The sequence below is a fragment of the Streptomyces sp. NBC_01016 genome (assembly GCF_026341035.1).
Taxonomy (GTDB): domain Bacteria; phylum Actinomycetota; class Actinomycetes; order Streptomycetales; family Streptomycetaceae; genus Streptomyces.
The window spans coordinates 108,245-127,572 of sequence record NZ_JAPEOQ010000001.1; the positions used below are offsets into that span (position 1 = coordinate 108,245).

At 72.2% G+C, this 19,328-nt stretch carries 18 protein-coding genes; 5 read left to right on the forward strand and 13 right to left on the reverse strand.

Annotated elements, in window-relative coordinates; all coding sequences use genetic code 11:
- Positions 1 to 112 precede the first annotated feature (112 nt).
- From OG746_RS00660 to OG746_RS00680, 5 genes are all read right to left on the reverse strand, one after another.
- Positions 113 to 985, reverse strand: a complete 873-nt coding sequence (locus tag OG746_RS00660; protein ID WP_266710704.1) for a 2-aminoethylphosphonate ABC transporter permease subunit — start codon at positions 983 to 985, stop codon at positions 113 to 115.
- On the reverse strand, positions 978 to 2,045 hold the full coding sequence (locus OG746_RS00665) for an ABC transporter ATP-binding protein (protein WP_266718629.1): 1,068 nt from the start codon (positions 2,043 to 2,045) through the stop codon (positions 978 to 980). The genes OG746_RS00660 and OG746_RS00665 overlap by 8 nt, the downstream gene beginning before the upstream one ends.
- Before the next feature lie 141 nt (positions 2,046 to 2,186).
- Positions 2,187 to 2,969, reverse strand: coding sequence for a GntR family transcriptional regulator (locus OG746_RS00670; protein WP_266710706.1), 783 nt, complete (start codon positions 2,967 to 2,969; stop codon positions 2,187 to 2,189).
- 133 nt (positions 2,970 to 3,102) lie between these two features.
- A complete protein-coding gene (locus tag OG746_RS00675) occupies positions 3,103 to 3,798 on the reverse strand; it encodes a hypothetical protein (RefSeq protein ID WP_266710708.1) in 696 nt (231 codons plus the stop codon).
- A gap of 352 nt (positions 3,799 to 4,150) precedes the next feature.
- Positions 4,151 to 5,275 carry an ROK family transcriptional regulator gene (locus OG746_RS00680; RefSeq protein WP_266710710.1) on the reverse strand — a complete coding sequence of 375 codons (1,125 nt, stop codon included), beginning with the start codon at positions 5,273 to 5,275 and terminating at the stop codon, positions 4,151 to 4,153.
- 102 nt (positions 5,276 to 5,377) lie between these two features.
- On the opposite strand from OG746_RS00680, the gene OG746_RS00685 reads away from it, so the two are divergent.
- Both OG746_RS00685 and OG746_RS00690 read left to right on the forward strand, forming a co-directional pair.
- Positions 5,378 to 6,460, forward strand: a complete 1,083-nt coding sequence (locus tag OG746_RS00685) for a Gfo/Idh/MocA family oxidoreductase (RefSeq protein ID WP_266710712.1) — start codon at positions 5,378 to 5,380, stop codon at positions 6,458 to 6,460.
- Positions 6,460 to 6,945 carry a heme-degrading domain-containing protein gene (locus OG746_RS00690; protein WP_266710714.1) on the forward strand — a complete coding sequence of 162 codons (486 nt, stop codon included), beginning with the start codon at positions 6,460 to 6,462 and terminating at the stop codon, positions 6,943 to 6,945. Before OG746_RS00685 ends, OG746_RS00690 begins: the two co-directional genes overlap by 1 nt.
- Positions 6,946 to 6,962: 17 nt before the next feature.
- Here OG746_RS00690 and OG746_RS00695 read toward each other — a convergent pair whose 3' ends face one another.
- From OG746_RS00695 to OG746_RS00715, 5 genes are all read right to left on the reverse strand, one after another.
- A complete protein-coding gene (locus OG746_RS00695; RefSeq protein ID WP_266710716.1) occupies positions 6,963 to 8,375 on the reverse strand; it encodes a choice-of-anchor A family protein in 1,413 nt (470 codons plus the stop codon).
- A gap of 123 nt (positions 8,376 to 8,498) precedes the next feature.
- The gene (locus OG746_RS00700) at positions 8,499 to 9,356 is read right to left on the reverse strand and encodes a fumarylacetoacetate hydrolase family protein (protein WP_266710717.1); all 858 of its coding nucleotides are present in this window, start codon (positions 9,354 to 9,356) and stop codon (positions 8,499 to 8,501) included.
- A gap of 141 nt (positions 9,357 to 9,497) precedes the next feature.
- A complete protein-coding gene (locus OG746_RS00705; RefSeq protein WP_266710719.1) occupies positions 9,498 to 10,268 on the reverse strand; it encodes a YidC/Oxa1 family membrane protein insertase in 771 nt (256 codons plus the stop codon).
- A gap of 84 nt (positions 10,269 to 10,352) precedes the next feature.
- Positions 10,353 to 10,688 (reverse strand): DUF6412 domain-containing protein, encoded by a 336-nt coding sequence (locus tag OG746_RS00710; protein WP_266710721.1) that lies wholly within the window; start codon positions 10,686 to 10,688, stop codon positions 10,353 to 10,355.
- Positions 10,689 to 10,743: 55 nt separating this feature from the next.
- A complete protein-coding gene (locus OG746_RS00715) occupies positions 10,744 to 11,271 on the reverse strand; it encodes a winged helix-turn-helix transcriptional regulator (RefSeq protein WP_266710723.1) in 528 nt (175 codons plus the stop codon).
- Positions 11,272 to 11,384: 113 nt separating this feature from the next.
- On the opposite strand from OG746_RS00715, the gene OG746_RS00720 reads away from it, so the two are divergent.
- Together OG746_RS00720 and OG746_RS00725 are read left to right on the forward strand one after the other, a co-directional pair.
- Positions 11,385 to 12,821 (forward strand): MFS transporter, encoded by a 1,437-nt coding sequence (locus OG746_RS00720; RefSeq protein WP_266710725.1) that lies wholly within the window; start codon positions 11,385 to 11,387, stop codon positions 12,819 to 12,821.
- Between the two features lie 152 nt (positions 12,822 to 12,973).
- Positions 12,974 to 15,496 (forward strand): FtsX-like permease family protein, encoded by a 2,523-nt coding sequence (locus tag OG746_RS00725; RefSeq protein ID WP_266710727.1) that lies wholly within the window; start codon positions 12,974 to 12,976, stop codon positions 15,494 to 15,496.
- Positions 15,497 to 15,511: 15 nt separating this feature from the next.
- Here the strand turns inward: OG746_RS00725 and OG746_RS00730 are convergent, their stop codons facing one another.
- Genes OG746_RS00730 through OG746_RS00740 form a run of 3 tightly spaced genes read right to left on the reverse strand, consistent with a single transcriptional unit; the run spans position 15,512 to position 18,071 of the window.
- Positions 15,512 to 17,017, reverse strand: coding sequence for a sodium:solute symporter family protein (locus OG746_RS00730; RefSeq protein ID WP_266710729.1), 1,506 nt, complete (start codon positions 17,015 to 17,017; stop codon positions 15,512 to 15,514).
- Complete coding sequence (locus OG746_RS00735) at positions 17,014 to 17,217, reverse strand: DUF3311 domain-containing protein (protein ID WP_266710731.1); 204 nt, start codon at positions 17,215 to 17,217, stop codon at positions 17,014 to 17,016. Before OG746_RS00735 ends, OG746_RS00730 begins: the two co-directional genes overlap by 4 nt.
- A 50-nt stretch (positions 17,218 to 17,267) precedes the next feature.
- Positions 17,268 to 18,071 (reverse strand): class E sortase, encoded by an 804-nt coding sequence (locus OG746_RS00740; protein ID WP_266710733.1) that lies wholly within the window; start codon positions 18,069 to 18,071, stop codon positions 17,268 to 17,270.
- Between the two features lie 201 nt (positions 18,072 to 18,272).
- Here OG746_RS00740 and OG746_RS00745 point away from each other — a divergent pair, with 201 nt between their 5' ends.
- Positions 18,273 to 19,319 carry an SEC-C domain-containing protein gene (locus tag OG746_RS00745; RefSeq protein ID WP_266710735.1) on the forward strand — a complete coding sequence of 349 codons (1,047 nt, stop codon included), beginning with the start codon at positions 18,273 to 18,275 and terminating at the stop codon, positions 19,317 to 19,319.
- The last annotated feature ends 9 nt before the right edge of the window (positions 19,320 to 19,328 follow it).

Sequence of the window (19,328 nt, forward strand, 5' to 3'; positions counted from 1 at the left end):
AGCGCGCCCGAGGGGCGCGGGACTGTGTCGATCGGTCGTCGCGCCGCGAGGCGCCGCAGCAGGCAGCCTCTCGGACGCAGCGCGCCCCTTCCCCGCTCTCGAAGCGGAGCGCCTACGTACGAGCACGACGGCTCACCACCCGGTACAGGCCGTAAAGGCTCACGGACACAAGGACGTTGACGACCGCGACGACGCACGCGCCCGGATAGTCGGACTCGAGGATCGCCTTGCTGTAGACGAGGGTCGGCAGCGTCGTGACGCCCTTGGCGCCGGTGAAGAGGACGATCCCGAACTCGTTGAGGCACAGGACGAGGACGAGGCTGCCGCCGGCCGCGAGCGCGGGCAGCGCCTCCGGCAGGATCACCTGCCGCACGATCCGGGCGGGCCGCGCCCCGAGCGACGCGGCGACCTCCAGCTGCGCCGTGTCGACCCCCGAGAACGCGGCGAGCAGCGGGCGCATCACGAACGGCGTGAAGTAGGTGATCTCGGCGAGCAGCACGCCCCACGGCGTGGCCAGGAACTGGAAGGGGCCGGTGGTGGCGCCCGTGGCGTCCGTCCACAGCCCGTTGGCCATGCCCACCTGCCCGTACACGAAGAGCAGCGCGAGCGTGATCAGGAAGGACGGGAAGGACAGGAACACGTCAATGAAGCGGGCGACGGCCTTCGCGCCGGGGAACGGCACGAACGCGACGATCAGCGCGAGCGCGAAGCCGAGGACGAGGCAGCCGGCCGTGGACCCGACGGCGAGCCACACCGTCGTGCCGAGCGCCTCGCGGAACGCGGAGGACGCGAAGACGTCGGCGTACGGCGTGAGGGAGGTGCCGCCGGTGTCGGGGGTGAGCGACTGCTGGACGACGAGGAAGAGCGGGTAGAGGAAGACGACGGCGAGGGCGGCGACGGGCGGCAGGGCCAACACCCAACCGGCGCTCATCTTCCGGGACTTGGTGGCGCCCTCACGAGGAGCGGCGAGCGTGGCGCTAGCCATCCTTGCCCACCTCCGCGGCGAGCAATATGCCGTCCTCCGGGGCGAAGTGCACGGTGACCTGCTCCCCCAGCGCCGGTGGCTCGCGCAGTTCGCGCAGGTCGGCCTTGACGCGGTGGCCGTCGACGTCGACGTAGAGGCGGTGTGTCGAGCCGCGCCACTGGACCTCGGAGACCTTTCCCGTAAGGGAGTTGGGGCCTTCGCCGAGGCCGACGAGGTGGGGGCGGACGCAGAGGGTGGCGGTGGAGCCGGGCGCCACGTCGCTCTGCGTCGGGACCTTCAGTTCGGTCGGGCCGAAGGAGACGGTTCCCGTGCCGACCTGTACGGGGAGCAGGTTGGCGTTGCCGACGAAGGACGCCGTGAACTCGGTGCGCGGGCGCCGGTACAGGTCCTGCGGTGTGCCGACGTCCTGGAGGCGGGCCTTGTCCATGACGGCGATGCGGTCGGCGAGGGTGAGCGCCTCGACCTGGTCGTGGGTGACGTACAGGATCGAGACGTCGGGCAACTCGCGGTGCAACCGGGCCAGTTCCGCGAGCATTCCGGAGCGGAGCGTCGCGTCGAGCGCGGACAGCGGCTCGTCGAGCAGCAGCACACCGGGCCGGACGGCGAGGGCGCGCGCGATGGCGACGCGCTGCTGCTGGCCGCCGGAGAGTTCGCGCGGGTAGCGCTTGGCGTAGGCGGCCATGCCGGTCAGTTCGAGGGCTTCGGCGACGCGGGCGGGGATCTCGCCCTTCGGCACCTTCTGCGCCCGCATCCCGAAGGCGACGTTGTCCTCGACGCGCAGGTGCGGGAAGAGCGCGTACTGCTGCACGACCATGCCGATGCCGCGCCGGTGCGGCGGCAGGTCGGTGACGTCGCGTCCGCCGAGGAGCACCCGCCCGGACGCGGGTCGCACGAACCCGGCGACGGCGCGCAGCGCGGTGGTCTTCCCCGAGCCCGAGGGGCCGAGGAGGGCCATCACCTCGCCGGGCTCGACGGTCAGGTCGAGGGAGTCGAGAACGGTGGTGCCGCCGTACGCGACCGACACCCGGTCGAACCGGATGCCGCTCAGCTTCTGGTCGATGTCTCTCACGGCGGCCACGCTCGTGGCGGCGGGTGTCCCGCACGGAGCGGCGCGGCAACGGGACGGTGAACGGGCACCCAAGGTTGGACCAGACCCGTTATTCGTTTGTTATTTGGGTGGAGTGCGGAAGGTCAACTCGCTCTAGGAGGTGGCGGGTTGCCACCCTTCCGCTCCCAAACGGGCGGTGAACGAGAAGCGGTCCCCGCGGTAAAGCGTCCGCACCCGCTCCGTGGCGCGGCGCCCGGTGTCGTACGAGATCCGGTGGATGAGCAGCATCGGGAGCGCGGGCGGCGTGCCGATGAGCAGGGCCTCGCGCGGGGTCGCGAGCACCGTCTCGATGCGCTCGTCGGCCGAGCCGAACTCGATGCCGAGGCGGTCGTGGACGTAGGAGTAGAACGAGGAGTCGGGGTCGAACTCGGCGTCCAGGCGCGGCACCCGGGACACGGGCACGTAGGTCGACTCCAGGCCGACGCGCTCGTCGTCGGCGAGCAGCACGCGCTCCATGTGCCAGACGGGCTCGCCGCGTTCGAGGCCGATCTCGGCGGCGAGCGCGGGCGGACACGGGAAGCGTTCGAGGCCGATGAGGGTGCGCCCCGGGCGCCGGCCCTGCCTACGTACGCCTTCCGTGTACGAGGCGAGGGAGAGCGGCTGCGCCAGCTTCGGGCCCGCGACGACGGTGCCCCTGCCGTGCCGCCGCAGCCGCCCTTCGAGCAGCAGCTCGCGCAGCGCCTGCCGCACGGTCTCGCGCGCGACCTCGTAGCGCAGGGCGAGTTCGCGCTCGGCGGGGAGGGTCTCGCCTTCGGTCAACTCGTCGACGAGCGCGGCGATTTGGGCCTTCACGGCGTAGTACTTCGGGATGCGCCCGTGCTCGGGGATGCCGTCGCGCACGGGGGCGCCGGGGGCCTGATCGTTCGGGTAGTCCACGCGGGGATGGTCGCAGATGGGGGTGAACGCGTGTCCTACGCCTCTCCTGTACCCCGTGGGGCCGGAGGGCCTTGGGCCCGGCCGCCGCGCTTGTTCGGCTGGGGCGGCGGCCGGGCCGGTGGTGGGCCGGGGCTCAGCGTCCGCCGACGCGGAGCCGCCGGGCTCCCACCACGAGGGTCGTGCCGGCGAGGAGGAGGGTGCCGGCCGCGACCCCCAGTCCGAGCAGGGCGCGCGGGCCCGTCCGGGCGAGTTCGTCCGCGAGGGTCGGGCCCGCGGCCTCTTCGATGGTGAACGGGTAGTCGTCGGACTCGCCCACCCAGTCGCCGTCGTCGTCCTTGCGCCGGACGAGCGCGGCGGTGGCGACGACCCGGTCGGGCCGGGTGTCGTCGGCGAACGCGAGGCGGACGTCGACGGAGACCGTGTCGCCCGCGCCGACCGAGAATCCGGGGAAGCCGTCGAAGACGCCGATGTTCTCGTCCCGGCCGGTCCGCTCGACGGTCACGGGACGCCAGCGGCCCGCGTCGCGGAACTCCAGCGTGATGCGCTTCGGCGTCAGTTTCCGGGCCTCGTCGACCAGTACGAGGACGGGGTGGAGGTCGGCGCAGCGGGTGGCAGTGGTGTTGGTCAGGTCGAGCGAGAAGTGCCGGGGGGCGTCGCCGGGGTGGTAGGTGGCGGGGCCCTCGTCGATGCGGGTGTCGATGGGGAAGTCGCCGCGCTTGTCGGCGGCGCAGGCCCTGGTGCCGGTGTCGGCGACCGCCTCGTGGGTGGGGCCGAGGGCGGTGAGGGCGATGGCCGTGGCGGCGAGGGCGAGCGGGCGGCGCAGTCGCATGAAGGCCCTTCACTGGTCGCGGAGTTGACGACAGTCGTGGGCCAGAACCTTGCCAGTGCCGTCCGGCGGGGTTCGGGTATGTGGGTTGCGGCGCGCGGGGGAATCCCCCGATCGGCCCAGCTGGACGACGCTTGGGCAGCACCGGCGTTACGGACGCGGGGCTCCGCCCCGGGCCCCGCGCCTCAATCGCCGGCGGGGCTTGAATGATCCGCTCCCGCCTTGGGCAATCTGCCGCCTTGGGCGGCAGGGTGGGCAAGGCGGCACCCCGGTGCCGTGCAACATGGACGCTGGGCGCCGACCACGGCACAGGTCCACAACCACGGTGCCGCGCAACAAGAACGGCGGGCCCGGGTCAGAGGCGGTCGTGGCCGAAGAGAGGGGCCAGGATCATGTGGGCCGCGCCCTCCACCGCCTGGGTGTCGCCGCCGGGTGCCGCCCGCACGGGTATCGCGGGGCCGCCGCCCTCCCGGCGGGCACGGGCCGCGACGACCTGTTCCACCCCGCGTACGAATCGCTTCTCGTGCGCCGCCACCGTCCGCCCACCAAGCAGCACCGCATCGATGTCGAGCAGGCTCACCAGGTTCGCCGCACCCTCGCCCAGTACCCGCGCGGCCTCGTCCAGCCCCCCGTCCGTGCCGGAGGCAACCGCCGCGAGGCAGAGCGCCTCGATGCAGCCCCGGTTGCCGCAACTGCACCGCGGACCGTCCAGCTGGATCACCTGGTGGCCGAACTCGCCCGCACCGGTGCGCGCGCCACGGTAGAGCGCGCCGTCGAGGACGAGCCCGGCCCCCAGTCCCGTACCGAGGTGGAGGTAGGCGAAGGAGCGTTCCCCCTCCCCCTCCAGGGCAAGACCGAGCGCCGCCGCGTTCGTGTCCTTGTCCACGACGACCGGCAGGCCGAGCCGCTCGGTGAGCGCCTCGCGCAGCGGGAAGCCGTCCCACTGCGGGAACCCGGTCACCCGGTGCAGCACCCCGTCGGCGTGGTCCAGCGGCCCCGGCACGGCGACGCCGACGCCGAGCACCGTCTGGCCCCCGTCCGCGTCGAGCAGCGCGTCGACCTCACAGGCCGCGGCCGCGAGCACCGCGTCGGAGCCCGCGCCGAGGTCGAGCGGGGCACGCCGCGCCGCGACGACCGCGCCGGACAGATCGGTCAGCACGATGCGCAGCTCGTCGCGGTCCAGGTGCAGGCCGACCGCGTGCGCGGCGCCCGCGAGCAGCCTGAGGACGGTGCGCGGCTTGCCCCCGGTGGAGGCCCGGCGGCCGGCCTCGACGGCGAGACCGTCCCCCCTGAGCCGCGCCGTGATCTTGCTGACGGCCTGCGGGGTGAGCCCCGTGCGCTCGGCGAGCTCCAGGCGGCTTATCCCGGCCTCCCCCGCCGTACGCAGCAGATCGAGCACGAGCGCCGCGTTGTGCCCGCGCAGGGCGCTCAGATTCGCGCCCACCGTCGCCGCCATGGTCCTCCTCACGTGCCTGTTCATCACGTCCATTGTCCCCCGCGCTTGCACTTTGGCAACACCGTTGCTTAAGTGGAAGGCATGGATCGTATGGAAGGTACGGAAGGTACGGAAGGTATGGAACCCATGACCGGTACGACTGCCCCCTTGCGCGTGGGCCTGGTCGGCTACGGCCTGGCGGGCTCCGTCTTCCACGCCCCGCTGATCGCCGCCACCGAGGGCCTGACCCTGGACACGGTCGTCACCTCGAACCCCGAGCGGCAGGCCCAGGCGCGCGCCGAGCACGGCGAGGGCCTGCGCTTCGTCGCGTCCCCCGACGACCTGTGGGAGCACGCGGACGAGCTCGACCTGATCGTCATCGCGTCGCCGAACAAGACGCACGTGCCGCTCGCGAAGGCCGCCATCGCCGCGGGCCTCCCGGTCGTCGTCGACAAGCCGGTCGCGGGCACCGCCGCCGAGGCCCGCGAGCTCGCGGAGCTGGCCGAGAAGCAGGGCGTCCTGCTGTCGGTCTTCCAGAACCGCCGTTGGGACAACGACTTCCTGACCCTCCAAAAGCTGCTCTCGGACGGCGAGTTGGGCGACGTCTGGCGCTTCGAGTCGCGCTTCGAGCGCTGGCGCCCGCAGCCCAAGGGCGGCTGGCGCGAGTCCGGCAACCCGGAGGAGATCGGCGGCCTCCTGTACGACCTCGGCAGCCACGTCGTCGACCAGGCCCTGGTCCTGTTCGGCCCGGCCGTCTCCGTCTACGCCGAGTCGGACGTGCGCCGCCCCGGCGCCGAGGCCGACGACGACACGTTCATCGCGATCACCCACGCGAACGGGGTGCGCTCGCACCTGTACGTGTCCGCCACCACCGCCCAACTCGGCCCGCGTTTCCGCGTGCTGGGCTCGCAGGCGGGCTACGTGAAGTACGGGCTCGACCCGCAGGAGGCCGCGCTGCGCGATGGCAAGCGCCCGACGGCCGGTGAGCCGTGGGGCGTCGAGGGCGAGTCGCTGTGGGGCCGCGTCGGCTCCGGCGAGTCCCCGCTGACGGGCGGCGGCCGCCCGCTCCCGACGGTCGACGGCGACTACCCCGCGTACTACGCCGCCGTCGCCGCGGCGCTGCGCGACGGCACCCCGAACCCGGTGCCCGCCACCCAGGCCGCCGACGCGCTCGACGTCCTGGAGGCGGCCCGCGTCTCGGCCCGCGACGGAGTGACGGTGAAGCTGTGATGAGCACCCAGAAAGCGAACCCCGAAAACGCCCCGCAGATCCCCGAGTTGGAGGACCAGGAGCGCCGTCTCGTCCTGAACTCCTTCACGTACGACGACGCCTGGGCCCTCGGCAACCTGCTCGTGGACCTCGCGCGCGAGCGGCAGGCGCCGGTCGCGATCGACATCACGCGCGGCGGCCAGCAGCTGTTCCACGCGGCGCTGCCGGGCTCGGCCCCGGACAACGACGCGTGGATCGCCCGCAAGCGCCGCGTCGTCGAGCGCTACCACGCCTCGTCCTACCTGGTCGGCAGCCGCTTCCGGGCCAAGGGCACGACGTTCGAGGACGCCTCGCGCCTCGACCCGGACACGTACGCGGCACACGGCGGCGCCTTCCCGATCTCCGTACGGGGAGCGGGAGTTGTCGGCGCCGTGGTGGTCTCGGGCCTCCCGCAGATCGAGGACCACAAGCTGGTGGTGGCGGCGCTGGAGCGGTTCGTGGGCTAGGGCGGCGTGGCCCTGGTTCAGCCACGGACTCCGGTCCGCCGCCTGCGCGCCAGGAAGACGGCGCCCGCGCCCGTCGCCGCGATGCCCGCAGCGATCGAGCCGAGCACCGCGGCGCCGAGGGACGGCGTACCGGTGTCGGCGAGATGGCCCCCGCCACCGCCCGTGCCTCCCGTACCTCCGGTGCTTCCGCCGCCGGACGCCCCGCCGTTGTCACCGCCGCCGGACGGGGGTGCGGGGGTGGTGTCACTCGGGGAGGGAGTGGGTGTGGTCTCGCTGGGGGTGGGAGTGGGGGTGTCCGTCGGAGTGGGGGTCGGAGTCGGCGTGTCCCCGGTGGGCGTCGGTGTGGGCGTGGGGTCGGGGTTGTACGGGTCGGAGCAGTTCGGCAGGTCACCGACGAACGGGTAGGCGTGGAACTCCTCGCCCCCACCGCCGGACGCCGTCGTGGACCCGTGAGTGAGTGAACCGGCCGTGTAGAGGCGGCCGTTGGTGCCGGACATGCTCACGGTCGTCGTACTCGACTGGTTGCCGACGAGGACGCTCCCCGAGAACTGGGTGCCGCCCGCGAGCTCCACGCTCGTCGCGTCGGGGAAATTCCACAACAGCCGGTCGCGCAGCTCGGCCGGGAGCATCGTCTCGTACGTGTTGATCTCCCGCGCGCTCCCGTAGAGGTTCACCAGCACGGTGGCCCCCGACGGAATGCCGTCGAACCGGAAACCCGACGAGCCGCCGCTGGCGGAAACCAGGTCGGCGTCGACGTCGAAGATCTGGATCGGGGAGCTGCCGTCGCCGGTGAAGACCGTGGCGTTGCCGTTGTTGACGGCGGTGCCGGTCGGGGCGCGGCGTACGCCGCGGTCGTACGCGTAGCAGTGGCTGGCGTCGGTGAGGTCCTGCCGGATGCCCTTGTAGGGCGCGGCCGCGTCGGGGTCGTGGACGGACCGGCTCTCCACGGTGCCGTCGAGGGTGCCCCCGTACCGCGCGACACCGGTGGCCCCGTCGGCCTCCACCGCGACCCGCTCCCCCGCGGCGACCGTCAGATCACCGCCGACGGTGAGGAAGTCGGTACCGTCCTCGGGCGGCACGCGCGATCCCACGCCCGCGACGCCCACGTTGTAGAGCCCCGAGACGCCGGGGTCCTTGTCCTGGTCGTAATCGCCGAGGACGACGACCTTGCCCTCCGCCTCCGCGGAGCCACGGCGGACGAGGAAGTCCCCTCCGACGTAGATGTTGATGTTGTTGTCGTGGCCGGTGGGAGTGCCGTTGTTCGTGTCCGGGTACGTGCCCGGACAGTCGGGGCCCAGGCAGGGCCCGAGCCCGTCCGGCAGCGGATCGGCGTACGCGGGCCCGACGGCGGCCCCTACGAGGAGGACCGCGGAGGCGAGGACCCCGGCCGGAAGCCGGGACTTTGAGATGACGGTACGAATTGTTCCCATGCCCGAACTATGGGAACGGCCCTCCCGCCCTCCGGGGAGACACGCACCCAGGGCCGCCGAGGGCACCCCGATCGGGGGTGCCCCGGCGACTCCCGTCACCCGGCGGAGAGGCGGAGGGAGCGCCTACGCCCCCTTCAGCTCCTGCCGCTGTCGCCCGAGCCCGTCGATCTCCAGCTCCACCACGTCACCCGCCCGCAGATACGGCTTCGGCTCGGGCTGGCCCATGGCGACGCCCGCCGGCGTACCGGTGTTGATGACGTCGCCGGGGTACAGGGTCATGAACTGGCTTACGTAGCGCACCACTTCGGCGACCGGGAAGATCTGGTCGGCCGTCGTGCCGTCCTGCTTGAGCTCGCCGTTCACCCACAGCCGCAGCCCGAGCGCCTGCGGGTCCGGCACCTCGTCGGCGGTCACGAGCCACGGGCCGAGCGGGTTGAACGTCTCGCAGTTCTTGCCCTTGTCCCACGTGCCGCCGCGCTCGATCTGGAACTCGCGCTCCGACACGTCGTGCGCGACCGCGTACCCGGCGACGCAGCGCAGCGCCGCCTCCTGGGACTCGGCGTAGCGGGCCGTGCGTCCGATGACGATGGCCAGCTCGACCTCCCAGTCCGTCTTCACGGAGCCGCGCGGTACGAGGACCGTGTCGTCGGGCCCGACGACCGTGTCGGCCGCCTTGAAGAACACGACCGGCTCGGCGGGCGGCTCGGCGCCGGTCTCCGCCGCGTGGTCGTGGTAGTTCAGCCCGATGCACACGACCTTGCCGATACGGGCCACCGGCGGGCCGATCCGCAGCCCCGACGCGTCGAGGACGGGCAGCTCCCCGGCCGCGGCAGCGGCCCGTACGCGCTCGATCGCGGCGTCGTCGGCGAGCAGCGCCCCGTCGACGTCCGTGACGAGTTCCGACAGGTCGCGCAGGGTTCCCTCGGCGTCGAGCAGCGCGGGGCGCTCGGCTCCGGCGGGACCGACTCGCAGCAGCTTCATGGTGTAACTCCCTCTGCAGTAGGAGGAGCCTCCACGGCCCGGTGCGGCGTGCAGCCATCGGAGGACTGGTCGATCCTCCAAGGTGAACGTCCAGTCCGCAATACCCCGTTCACGGACTGGACCCGGACCATCGCCGAGAGTTCAGAGCGCGGGCGCGGCCGCCACCCCACCGGCGTACGGCATGTCCCGGTAGAGCACGGCGCGCTCGATCGAACTCCACGTCGTCGACGTGACGACGTACAGCGCGGCGGCGAGCGGCACGAAGGCGACCGTGAAGAGGGTGAAGAAGGACATCAGCGGCATGAACTTGCCCATCGCCGCCATGCCGGGCGCCTGCGGCTGGTCGCCGTTCGGCTTGTTCTGCTGCGCCTGCGCCATCTGCCGCTTCGTCCGCCGGTAGTTGAAGCTCGCGACGGTGGCGACGAGCGCGAACAGCGCCACGTAGACGAGCCCCTGCTCCCCGAAGAGCCCGCCGTGCGCGAGCGCGTCGTGGAACCGGCCGCCGAGCGGGGCCGCGCCGAGGGTGTGGCCGAGCAGCGCGTTGGGCTCGCCGCCGATGCTCCGGTTGGAGAACAGGTGGTAGAGCAGGAAGAACGCCGGCATCTGGAAGAGCATCGGCAGGCAGCCGGTCAGCGGGGAGACCTTCTCCTCGCGGTGCAGCTCCATGATCGCCTTCTGCATCGCCTCGGGGCTGCTCTTGTGCTTCTTGCGCAGCTCGGCGATGCGCGGCTGCAGCTTGGCCCGTTCCCGCTGCCCACGGGCCGCGGCCCGCGACAGGGGGTGGACGAGGAGGCGTACGAACGCGGTGAACAGGATGATCGCCGCGGCCGTGGCCGAGGCGCCCAGCAGTGGCTGGAGGAAGTGGGCGAGATGCTCGACCAGGCTGGCGAAAACGGACATGAACGACGACATGAGTGAGCCCTCCGGGGGTCTCGTCGTGCCTGACATCGGAATGCGAGTCGGCGTGACGGACTACGGCCCCGTACGAGGTAGGGGCTAGTAAGCCGTCGGGACGAGGCGTCCGGGTGCTCGGGGCCTGGGGCGGCCCGAGGCGTCGGGATCGCGCTGCGGCAGGAACGCGGTGCGCCGCTCCCGGTCGCGGATGGCGGTGCGGACGCGGGTGCGCGCCACGGCGGGCGCGGAGCGCGCGGCGAGGACGGCGCAGGCGGCGAGCGCGGAGCCCGCCGCGGCGGTCGCGGCGAGCGCGACGGCGCCGGCGATGCTGCCGGTGTCGACGAGCGCCGAACCGAGGAGGACGAAGAGCAGCAGGGCGACGGGCCGCAGCGTCATGGACCCGACGGATCCAACGGACCCACTGGTCGTGCGTGCCATGTGCCTGCCTCCTCTCCCCGCTCCCGTTTCGTTCGGGCTGTATGCGTCCTGTCAGTTATACAGGTTCGGTCACGACCGGCTGGAGGAGGCGCCGGGGCGCGAGCAGGGCCCGGCTCACCGGATCGGCGGGGTCCGGGTCGAGCGCGGCGCCGGGCAGCATCTCGACGTCCTCCGGTGGCACGAAGCCCCCGCAGGCCGGGCACTCCCCCACGACGCCGAGCCCGGTGCCGCACGCGGCGTGCCGGAACTCACGCGCCGGCAGGGTCCCCGGGATCGTCCGCCCCCACGCGCTGAGCGAGAGCAGCACCGGCCACAGCCCGCGTCCGTGCGCGGTCACGACGTACTCGTCGCGCGGCGGCGACTCCTGGTAGCGGCGCTTCTCCAGGACCCCGGCCGCGGTGAGCGCCTGGAGCCGGGTGGCGAGGACGGCGCGCGGGATGCCGAGGTGGACGAGGAAGTCGTTGTAGCGCCGCACGCCGTAGAGGGCGTCGCGTACGACGAGGAGCGTCCAGCGTTCGCCGACGACCTCCAGCGCACGGGCGGCCGAGCACTGCTGCGTCGCGTAGTCCTTGCCGAGAGCCATGGCCCCACTGTAGCCACTTTTCCAGCCGAAGGTTCAGTGAACGAACTTACCGTGCTACGTTCACCTCACCCGGTAAGTTCATTCACTGAACCTCAGACTGGATGGGTCCAGCCATGCCACAGCCCATGCCACCGCCCACGCCACAGCCCGTACTCGCGAAGGCTCCGCCGCAAGCCCCCGCCCCCGTCCGCCCGACCGCCACCCTCGCCGTCACGAGCGCGGCGACGGCGGTGGCGCTGATGACGTACGCGGCGCCGTCGATCACGCTCGGCGACACCGCCGCGTCCCTGCACACCGGCCTCTCCGCCCAGGCCTGGCTGCTGAACGGCACCCCGCTCGGCCTCGCCGCGCTGCTCCTGGTCGCGGGCAGCCTCGCCGACGACTACGGGCGGCGCCGCGCCTTCGTCCTCGGCACCTTCGCCCTCGGCCTCATGACGATCCTGGGCGCACTGGCCCCCACCACCCTGCTGTTCACGCTCGCCCGGGTCGCGCAGGGCGCCGCCTCGGCCGCGATCATCGCCGCGAGCCTGGGCCTGCTGGTGCACGCGTTCCCGACCCCGGCGGGCCGCATCAGGGCGACGGGGGTGTGGGGCGCGTTCGTCAGCGGCGGCATCGCGCTCGGCCCGGTGGCGGCGGGCTGGGTGTCCCAACTCGCCGACTGGCGCTGGGCGTACGCGGTCCTGGGCGCGGCCACGCTCCTCGTCGCGGCCCTCGCGCCCCGCGCCCTGACAGAGTCCCTCTCACCCCGCACCGGCCGCCCCGATCTGCCCGGCGCCCTCACACTCGGCCTCGCCCTGGTCGCCCTCCTCGCCGCGCTCACGCTCGGCCGCGACGGCTGGCTCCGTGCCCCCATCGGCGTACTGCTCGCGGCAACCGCCGTACTCCTGGCGGCATTTGTGGCGGTCGAACGCCGCAGTGCGAGCCCCATGCTCGACCTCTCGCTCCTGCGCCGCCCGCTCTTCCTGGCCTCCACGGCAGGGGGTCTGTTCACGGGTCTGTCGGTCATCGCGCTCTTCAGCTACGTCCCGACGCTCGTCCAGCACACGATGGGCGTGTCCCCGATGGGCACGGCCGGTCTTTTCGTGGTCTGGTCCGGCACGTCGTTCCTCGTCGCGCTTCAGGCGCGGCGCCTGGCGGGCCGGGTCTCGCCGCGCCACCAACTGACCGTCGGCTTCGCCCTGCACGCGCTGGCCGTCGCCACGATGCTGGGCGCGGCGGGCTCCGGCCACTGGACGCGGCTGCTGCCCGGGCTCGTCGTCTCCGGCATCGGCAGCGGACTCCTCAACGCCGCGCTCCCGCTGCTCGCCGTCGAGTCGGTACCGGCCGGGCGCGCGGCGATGGGCTCGGGCGCCAACAACACGGCGCGGTACATCGGTTCGGCGGCCGGGGTGGCCCTGATGATCGCGGTGTCCACGTCGACGGGCACGTCGTCGCACGCGCTGGCCCAGGGCACGAACGCGGCGCTGATCGCCTCCGGCGCGCTGGCCCTCGCGGCGGCGGGCCTGCTGCTCGGGCTGCGGGAGCGACGGGCGCCGCAACCGCGGGTGTGAGGAGCCGCGTTGCGGGGGTTCTCCCTACCCTGCACGGGCGTGCGGGGGTTCTCCCTACCCCACACACGGGCGCCACTCCCATGGGCGCGCACGACCTACGTCCCTAGCGTGATCGGTGAGATCAGGCGGAGGGGACGAGGGGACGACGGGACATGTGGAAGCTGGCCAGGCGCACCATCCGGTACAGAGGGAAGAGCCTCACGGCCACCTTCCTCGCGCTCTTCCTCGGCACGGTCATCGTGATGACCTGCGGTGGCCTGCTGGAGACCGGCGTACGCAACAACGCGCCCGCGCAGCGGCTCGCGCAGGCCGACCTCGTGGTGACGGGCGACCGTTCGGTGCCGCCGCCGCTCGCCAAGGGCGACGACCCCGACGACGCCGAGGATCCGGCGATCATGCCCGAGCGGGTGCCCGTACCCGCCGCGGCAGTTGACCGGGTGCGGGGCGTCGAGGGCGTCCGCGAGGCCGTCGCCGAGCGGACCTTCGACGCGGCGCTCGTACGGGAAGGGGCGGGCCCTGTGAAGGCGCAGGCGCACGGCTGGGCGTCGGCCGCCTTCGCGCCGTACGGGATCGCCGAGGGCAAGGCGCCCGCGCGGGACGACGAGGTGGCGCTGGACGCCGGGACGGCTCGGGCGGCAGGCGTCGGCCCCGGCGACAAAGTCCGCATCGCGGCCGGGGACAGCACGCGGAACTACACCGTGAGCGCGATCGTGAAGACCTCCCGGCAGCTGGACCGGTCGGCACTGTTCCTCACCGACGGCCGGGCCGAGGCGCTCGCCCCCGCCGTCGCGGACATCGCCGTACGAACGGACTCCGGCACGGACCTCGCAGACGTACGCGACCGGGTCGCCGCCGCACTCGACGGGCAGCCGCTCAAGGTCGTGTCCGGCGACGGCAGGGGCACCGTGGAGTTCCCCGAGGTGCTGACCAGCGGCAGCGATCTGGTCGCGCTGGCGGGGGCGTTCGGCGGCATGACCACCATCGTCGCGATCATGGTGGTGTCCGGGACGGTCGCGCTGTCGGTGGGCCAGCGGCGCCGGGAGTTCGGGCTGCTGCGGTCCATCGGCTCCACGCAGCGCCAGCTCCGGCGGATGCTGCTGACCGAGACGCTGATGGTCGCCGTGGTCGCGGCGGGCGCGGGCTGGTTCGCGGGACCGCCGGTGGGCCGATGGCTGTTCGGCGAGTTCCAGGGCACCGGCTTCGTCTCCGACTCCGTGATCTACGCGCAGGGCTGGATCCCGGCCGTGGCCGCGGCCGGCGCGCTGCTGATCACCGCGCTGCTCGGCGGCTGGATCGGCGCCCGGCGCGGGGTGAACGTCAAGCCGGTGGAGGCGCTGCGGGAGGCCGAGGTGCAGCTGCGCTGGGCGCACCCGCTGCGGATCATCCTGGCCATCCTGTTCCTGTCCGGGGCCACCGCGCTGGCGATCCTCACCGTCCTGCTCTTCGACGGGCCGATCGCGGGCAGCACCGCGGGGCCGACCGTGCTGTGCGCCGTCATCGGGTTCGCGCTGCTCGGACCGGGCCTCACCAAGCTGATGGCGTGGCTGATCGGCGGCCCGATCCGCTGGTTCACCGGCTCCAGTGGCAAGCTCGCCGTCTCGCACGCCCGGGTCCGCGCCGTCCGCATGGCCGCCGCGGTGACACCGCTGATGCTGGCGACGGGCATGGCGACCGGCAACCTCTACCTCCAGACCACGCAGATCGAGGCCACGAAGTCGGCGTACGCGGCCAACCTCCGCGCGGACGCGGTGCTTTCACCGGCGGCGGGAGGCGTCTCCGACTCCCTCCTCTCCGAGGTCCGGCACACCAAGGGCGTCGAGGCGGCGAGCGCCTACGCCACGAGCACGGGCTTCATCGACGGCGTGACCGACGAGGACGGCATCCCGCTCCAGGGCGTCAGCGCGCGGCAGGCCTCCCTCACCACAGCCGTACGACCGACCGCGGGCAGCCTGGAGAAACTCGACGGGACCACCGTGGCGCTGACCACCGAGCGGGCGCGCAACCTGCACAAGGCGGTCGGCGACACCATCACCCTCCGCCTCGGCGACCGGGACGAGGTCGACGTACGCATCGTCGCCCTCTTCAAGGGCCGCCCCGGCTACGAAACGGCCTTCCTGCCCGCCGCCCTGCTCGCGTCCCACACGGATCTGGGTCGCCCCTCGCAGATCCTGGTCCGGACGTCGTCCTCGGCCGTCGTCCCGGGTCTCGCGTCCCTCGCACCGGGCCTGGAAGTCACCGACCGCCAGTCGCTGATCGAGGCCAACGCCGAGGACGCACAGACCCAGGCATGGATCAACTACCTGCTGATCGCGATGATCGTGGCCTACACGGTGCTCGCGGTGGTCAACTCGCTGGTCCTCTCCGTCGGCAACCGCAGCCGGGAGTTCGCGCTCCAGCGGCTGGTCGGCTCCACGAAGGGCCAGGTCATGAAGATGCTGACCATCGAGGCCCTGATCGTCGCCGCGATCGGCCTGCTGCTCGGCACGGCGGCCGCGAGCACCTCGCTGTTCCCCTTCGCGCACGCGGCGGCGAACACCTGGATGCCGTCCGGGCCTTGGTGGATCTACGGGGCGATCGTGGCCGGTGCCGTCACGCTGTCCCTGGCCGCGACACTACTGCCGGCGTGGGCGGCGCTGCGGATCCGGCCGGTGGAGGCGGCGGGGGCGCAGGAGTAGCTACCGGGCACCGGGCTATCCGGCCGCCCCGACCGGATCCCGGGCCAGCACGTCCTCGTCCGCCCGCTCGTCCCGGTCCGCCGGGAACGCGTACGTCACCACCAGCGTCACGGCGAGATTGGCGGCGAGGGCGACGATCCCGGCGTTCATCCCGAACACCGGATCGTGCCCGCTGAACACGAGCCCGCACACGACCCCGACCCCCACCACAAGCCCACTCAGCGCACCCACCAGACTCAACCGCCGCCACACCAGGCCGATGAGCAGCATGGGGACGAGCTGCGCCATCCCTTCGTACGAGATGAGGGAGAGCCGGACGAGCGTGTTGGGAGCGGCGTACGTCAGCGCGAGCGCGACCGACCCGGCGACGACGACCACGACCTGCGACCCGGCCTTCTGCGCCCGCGACGAAGCCTCCGAAGCCCCCCGCCACCGTGGCACGAGGGACATCACACTGCTCCCCCACATCGTCCCGATGACCAGCATGAACACGGCCATCGGCACGATCGACGACAGCGCCGCCGCGACCCCGACGATCCCCACGACCCACGCGGGAAGGGAATCGACGACGAGCTTGAAGAGCGCGAGATTCGACTCGGCCCCGGTGAGCCCCGGAACGACGAACAGGGCCGCCATCCCGAGCAGCATCGGCACGAACAACAGCACGTTGTACGCGGGCAGCCACATGGCATTGCGCCGCAGCGCGTCGGCGTTCCGGGCGCCGAGATACCCGGCGACGGTGGTCGGGAAGATGACGACGGTGAGGGCGTTCAGGAAGGTCGTGGTGGCGAACCACCCTTCCCCGTAAGGCGATCCACCACTCCCCGGCAACGTCAGCCAGGCGCTCTTCTCCTCAACGAGCCGCCCGAGGAAGTCCCCGTACCCGTCGAAGTAATGAAGAGGTACGTAGATGGCGAGGAAGGCGAGCGTGACGATGACGAGGAGGTCCTTCAGGACGGACACCCAGGCGCTCCCCCGCAACCCGCTCACCACGACGAAGAGCGTGGTGACGGCAAAGCCGATGAAATAGGCCCAGTTGAGGCTGACGGCACCGTACGAGATCGTCGAGACGACGACGCCCATCCCGGTGATCTGCAACTGGATGTACGGGAGCAGGAACACGGTGACGAGAACGGCGACGCCGGCGCCGAGCCAGGGCCTGCGGTACCGGTGGGCGACCATGTCGGTGATGCTCACGAGCCCGTGCTGCCGCGCGTAGGACCACAACAACGGCCCGACGACGTACCCGATGGCGTACCCGCAGGACATGTAAGCGACGACATACAGAACAGGGGCGCCGTAGTTGTACCCCCACCCGGCAGCACCCAGATAACTGAAACTGGTGTACCCCTCCCCCGCCATCAGCACCCACACGAACACGGCCCCCAACGACCGCCCGCCCACGGACCACTCGGCGAGCCCGCCTCCGCCGCCCTTGCCGCGTACGGCGAGCAGCCCGAGAGCGACGGTGGCGACCATGAAGACGCCGAAGAGGGTGGTGGCGACGGCAGCGTTGCTCATGACAGGCCCCGCTTGAACCGCTGGTCGCCACGCCAGGTGAGCCAGACGGCGAACGGGGTGACGAGCGTGGCGCCCAGCAGCCACACGAACAGGAACGGCAGCCCGAACACGACGGGTTCGACGCGGTTCACGAAGGGCAGCGCGCCGATATAGAGCACGAAGGGGACGAGGAGCCAGAGCAGGTGGGGCCGTTTGATCACGAAACGGCAGCCTATCGGGGGCGTCGACGCCTATCGGGGACGCATGGCGCCTACCGGGGGCTCATCCGGCTGAGCTTCCCCCACACCACGAGTCGGTACTTGGAGGTGAATTCGGGCGTACAGGTGGTGAGGGTGATGTAGTACCCGGGACTTTGGTACCCGACCCCCGGAACGACACCACTGCGCGGCACAGGATTGATCACGCCCCCATCACCGGCCGAGGTCTGGGCGAGCGTCTTGTCGACGACGTACGTGTACGAGGCGGTCTTCGTCTGAACGGTGAGGGTGTCACCGCGCCGCAGCCGGTTGATGTACCGGAACGGTTCCCCGTGCGTGTTCCGGTGCCCGGCGAGCGCGAAGTTCCCGGCGCCGCCGGGCTGGGCGGTGCCGGGATAGTGGCCCACGTAGCCGTGGTTGAGGACGGCGGACTTGCTGATGCCCTGGGCGACGGGGGCGCGGAGGCCGAGGCGGGGGATGCCGAGGATGGCGTAGGCCTGGTCCCAGTTCGGCTGGGGCGGCGCGGGCTTGGTGCGGTGGTCGTCCGGAGTGACGGAGGGATCGTCGCTCGGGGCGTCACTGGGGGTGTCACTGGGCTCGACGGCCCCGGCGGCGGGCTCGGTGCGATCGGTACTTCCGCCCGAGCCCTCCCCCCATTGCCGCTCAAGAGCCTGCACCTGCCGATCGGCACCGGCCCTGGCCTGCCGATTCGTCCACCACAACTGGTGCACGACGAGCAGCAGCACGACGAGCCCGAGGGTGACGGCGACCTCGGCACCGTTCCACAGAACGCGGCGGACGGCGGACCTGCGGTACCGCCCTTGGGCGACGACAGCAGGCCGCCTATCGGTACGCATACGTTGCATACGTTGCAGCAGCACGCGCGCAAGATAGATCGCGGGGCGCGAAGTCGCCAGGGGTAGGGCGGGGGCTGTGGGTGTGCAAGCCCCGATCCGACGGGAGCCGCGGGCGGAAACCGCAGGCGCTCGGAACCCATGGGTGCGCGAGACCCGATCGCGCGGGTCCCCGGCCAGGGATCCAGCAGTACGGTGTCCCCCATGCGCCCCGACACCCCTGCCACGCCCGCCGAGACCGACCGTGCGAACCATGTCGCGGAAGCCGAGCGCCTGGAGCGCACGGCGGCGATGTACCCGGAGGACGCGGAGCACCTGCTCCTCCAGGCCGCGGCCCACTACGAACTGGCCGAGGCCCGCGACCGCGCGACGGCCCTCTACGACGGCCTGCTGTCCGCCGAGTCCCCCCAGTCCCCCGCCCTGATCCGCGCACTCAAGGCAGCGAACCTCTGGGAGTACGGCCACGAGGCCGAGGCCCAGGCGATCATCGCGGGAATCCGCACGGCGGCGCCGCGCGACCCGGCGCCCTGGGTGATCGTGGCGGAATCCCTCGAGGCCCACGACGAACTCGAGCAGGCCCATGAGACGTTCACGGAGGCCCTCGACCTCCTGATCCCGGAGCCGGAACGTTCCGGGGGCGGCCCGGGCATCCCCCTGGCAAAGCACACCCTCCTCCTCGGCCGCCACCGGGTCCGCCGCCTGCTCGCGGTCGACCACGACTCGTGGGACACCCTCGCGGACGAGGTCAACCGCACCTCGGTCTCCCTGGACGAACTCCACGACCCGAAGCGCGTCTGGGCCCTCGGCTCGGAGAACCCGGCGGAACTCCAGGCCGAAATCTCCCGCATCCGGGCGGAGTTGGGCTCGTACAGGGAGGCCCTGTCGCGCCCCTTCCCGGTGGCGGTCCTGCACTGGCCGTCCCCGGAATACACGGAACTCCTGTCGGCGTACCCGACCCTGTCCTCCGAATACCCGTCGTACGAGGCCCACTTGTCGTCGACGGAGGCTTCCCTGAGGGAACTGACAACATCGGGCACGGCCAACGTCGGCATCGTCACGGGCACAGTCCCCTCCTACGAGGCCTTCGCAGCATCAGAGGGCTCATCCCCAGAGGACGTCTCGCTCCTCCCGCAGTACGCAACGACCCTGGCGGCCCGGGGCCGCGCGGTGGCGTGGCCGCCGGCGGGTGGGGCGGGGTGTTGGTGTGGGTCGGGGACGGCGTATGCGTCGTGCCACGGGGCCGGAGCGTAAAGCCCGCGG

What these genes read in the sequence shown, in the direction of transcription:
- OG746_RS00660 (WP_266710704.1), bottom strand. Translation starts at nt 985, where the DNA reads ATGGCTAGCGCCACGCTCGCCGCTCCTCGTGAGGGCGCCACCAAGTCC.
- OG746_RS00675 (WP_266710708.1), bottom strand. Translation starts at nt 3,798, where the DNA reads ATGCGACTGCGCCGCCCGCTCGCCCTCGCCGCCACGGCCATCGCCCTC.
- OG746_RS00680 (WP_266710710.1), bottom strand. Translation starts at nt 5,275, where the DNA reads ATGAACAGGCACGTGAGGAGGACCATGGCGGCGACGGTGGGCGCGAAT.
- OG746_RS00685 (WP_266710712.1), top strand. Translation starts at nt 5,378, where the DNA reads ATGACCGGTACGACTGCCCCCTTGCGCGTGGGCCTGGTCGGCTACGGC.
- OG746_RS00690 (WP_266710714.1), top strand. Translation starts at nt 6,460, where the DNA reads ATGAGCACCCAGAAAGCGAACCCCGAAAACGCCCCGCAGATCCCCGAG.
- OG746_RS00695 (WP_266710716.1), bottom strand. Translation starts at nt 8,375, where the DNA reads ATGGGAACAATTCGTACCGTCATCTCAAAGTCCCGGCTTCCGGCCGGG.
- OG746_RS00700 (WP_266710717.1), bottom strand. Translation starts at nt 9,356, where the DNA reads ATGAAGCTGCTGCGAGTCGGTCCCGCCGGAGCCGAGCGCCCCGCGCTG.
- OG746_RS00705 (WP_266710719.1), bottom strand. Translation starts at nt 10,268, where the DNA reads ATGTCGTCGTTCATGTCCGTTTTCGCCAGCCTGGTCGAGCATCTCGCC.
- OG746_RS00710 (WP_266710721.1), bottom strand. Translation starts at nt 10,688, where the DNA reads ATGGCACGCACGACCAGTGGGTCCGTTGGATCCGTCGGGTCCATGACG.
- OG746_RS00715 (WP_266710723.1), bottom strand. Translation starts at nt 11,271, where the DNA reads ATGGCTCTCGGCAAGGACTACGCGACGCAGCAGTGCTCGGCCGCCCGT.
- OG746_RS00720 (WP_266710725.1), top strand. Translation starts at nt 11,385, where the DNA reads ATGCCACAGCCCATGCCACCGCCCACGCCACAGCCCGTACTCGCGAAG.
- OG746_RS00725 (WP_266710727.1), top strand. Translation starts at nt 12,974, where the DNA reads ATGTGGAAGCTGGCCAGGCGCACCATCCGGTACAGAGGGAAGAGCCTC.
- OG746_RS00730 (WP_266710729.1), bottom strand. Translation starts at nt 17,017, where the DNA reads ATGAGCAACGCTGCCGTCGCCACCACCCTCTTCGGCGTCTTCATGGTC.
- OG746_RS00740 (WP_266710733.1), bottom strand. Translation starts at nt 18,071, where the DNA reads ATGCGTACCGATAGGCGGCCTGCTGTCGTCGCCCAAGGGCGGTACCGC.
- OG746_RS00745 (WP_266710735.1), top strand. Translation starts at nt 18,273, where the DNA reads ATGCGCCCCGACACCCCTGCCACGCCCGCCGAGACCGACCGTGCGAAC.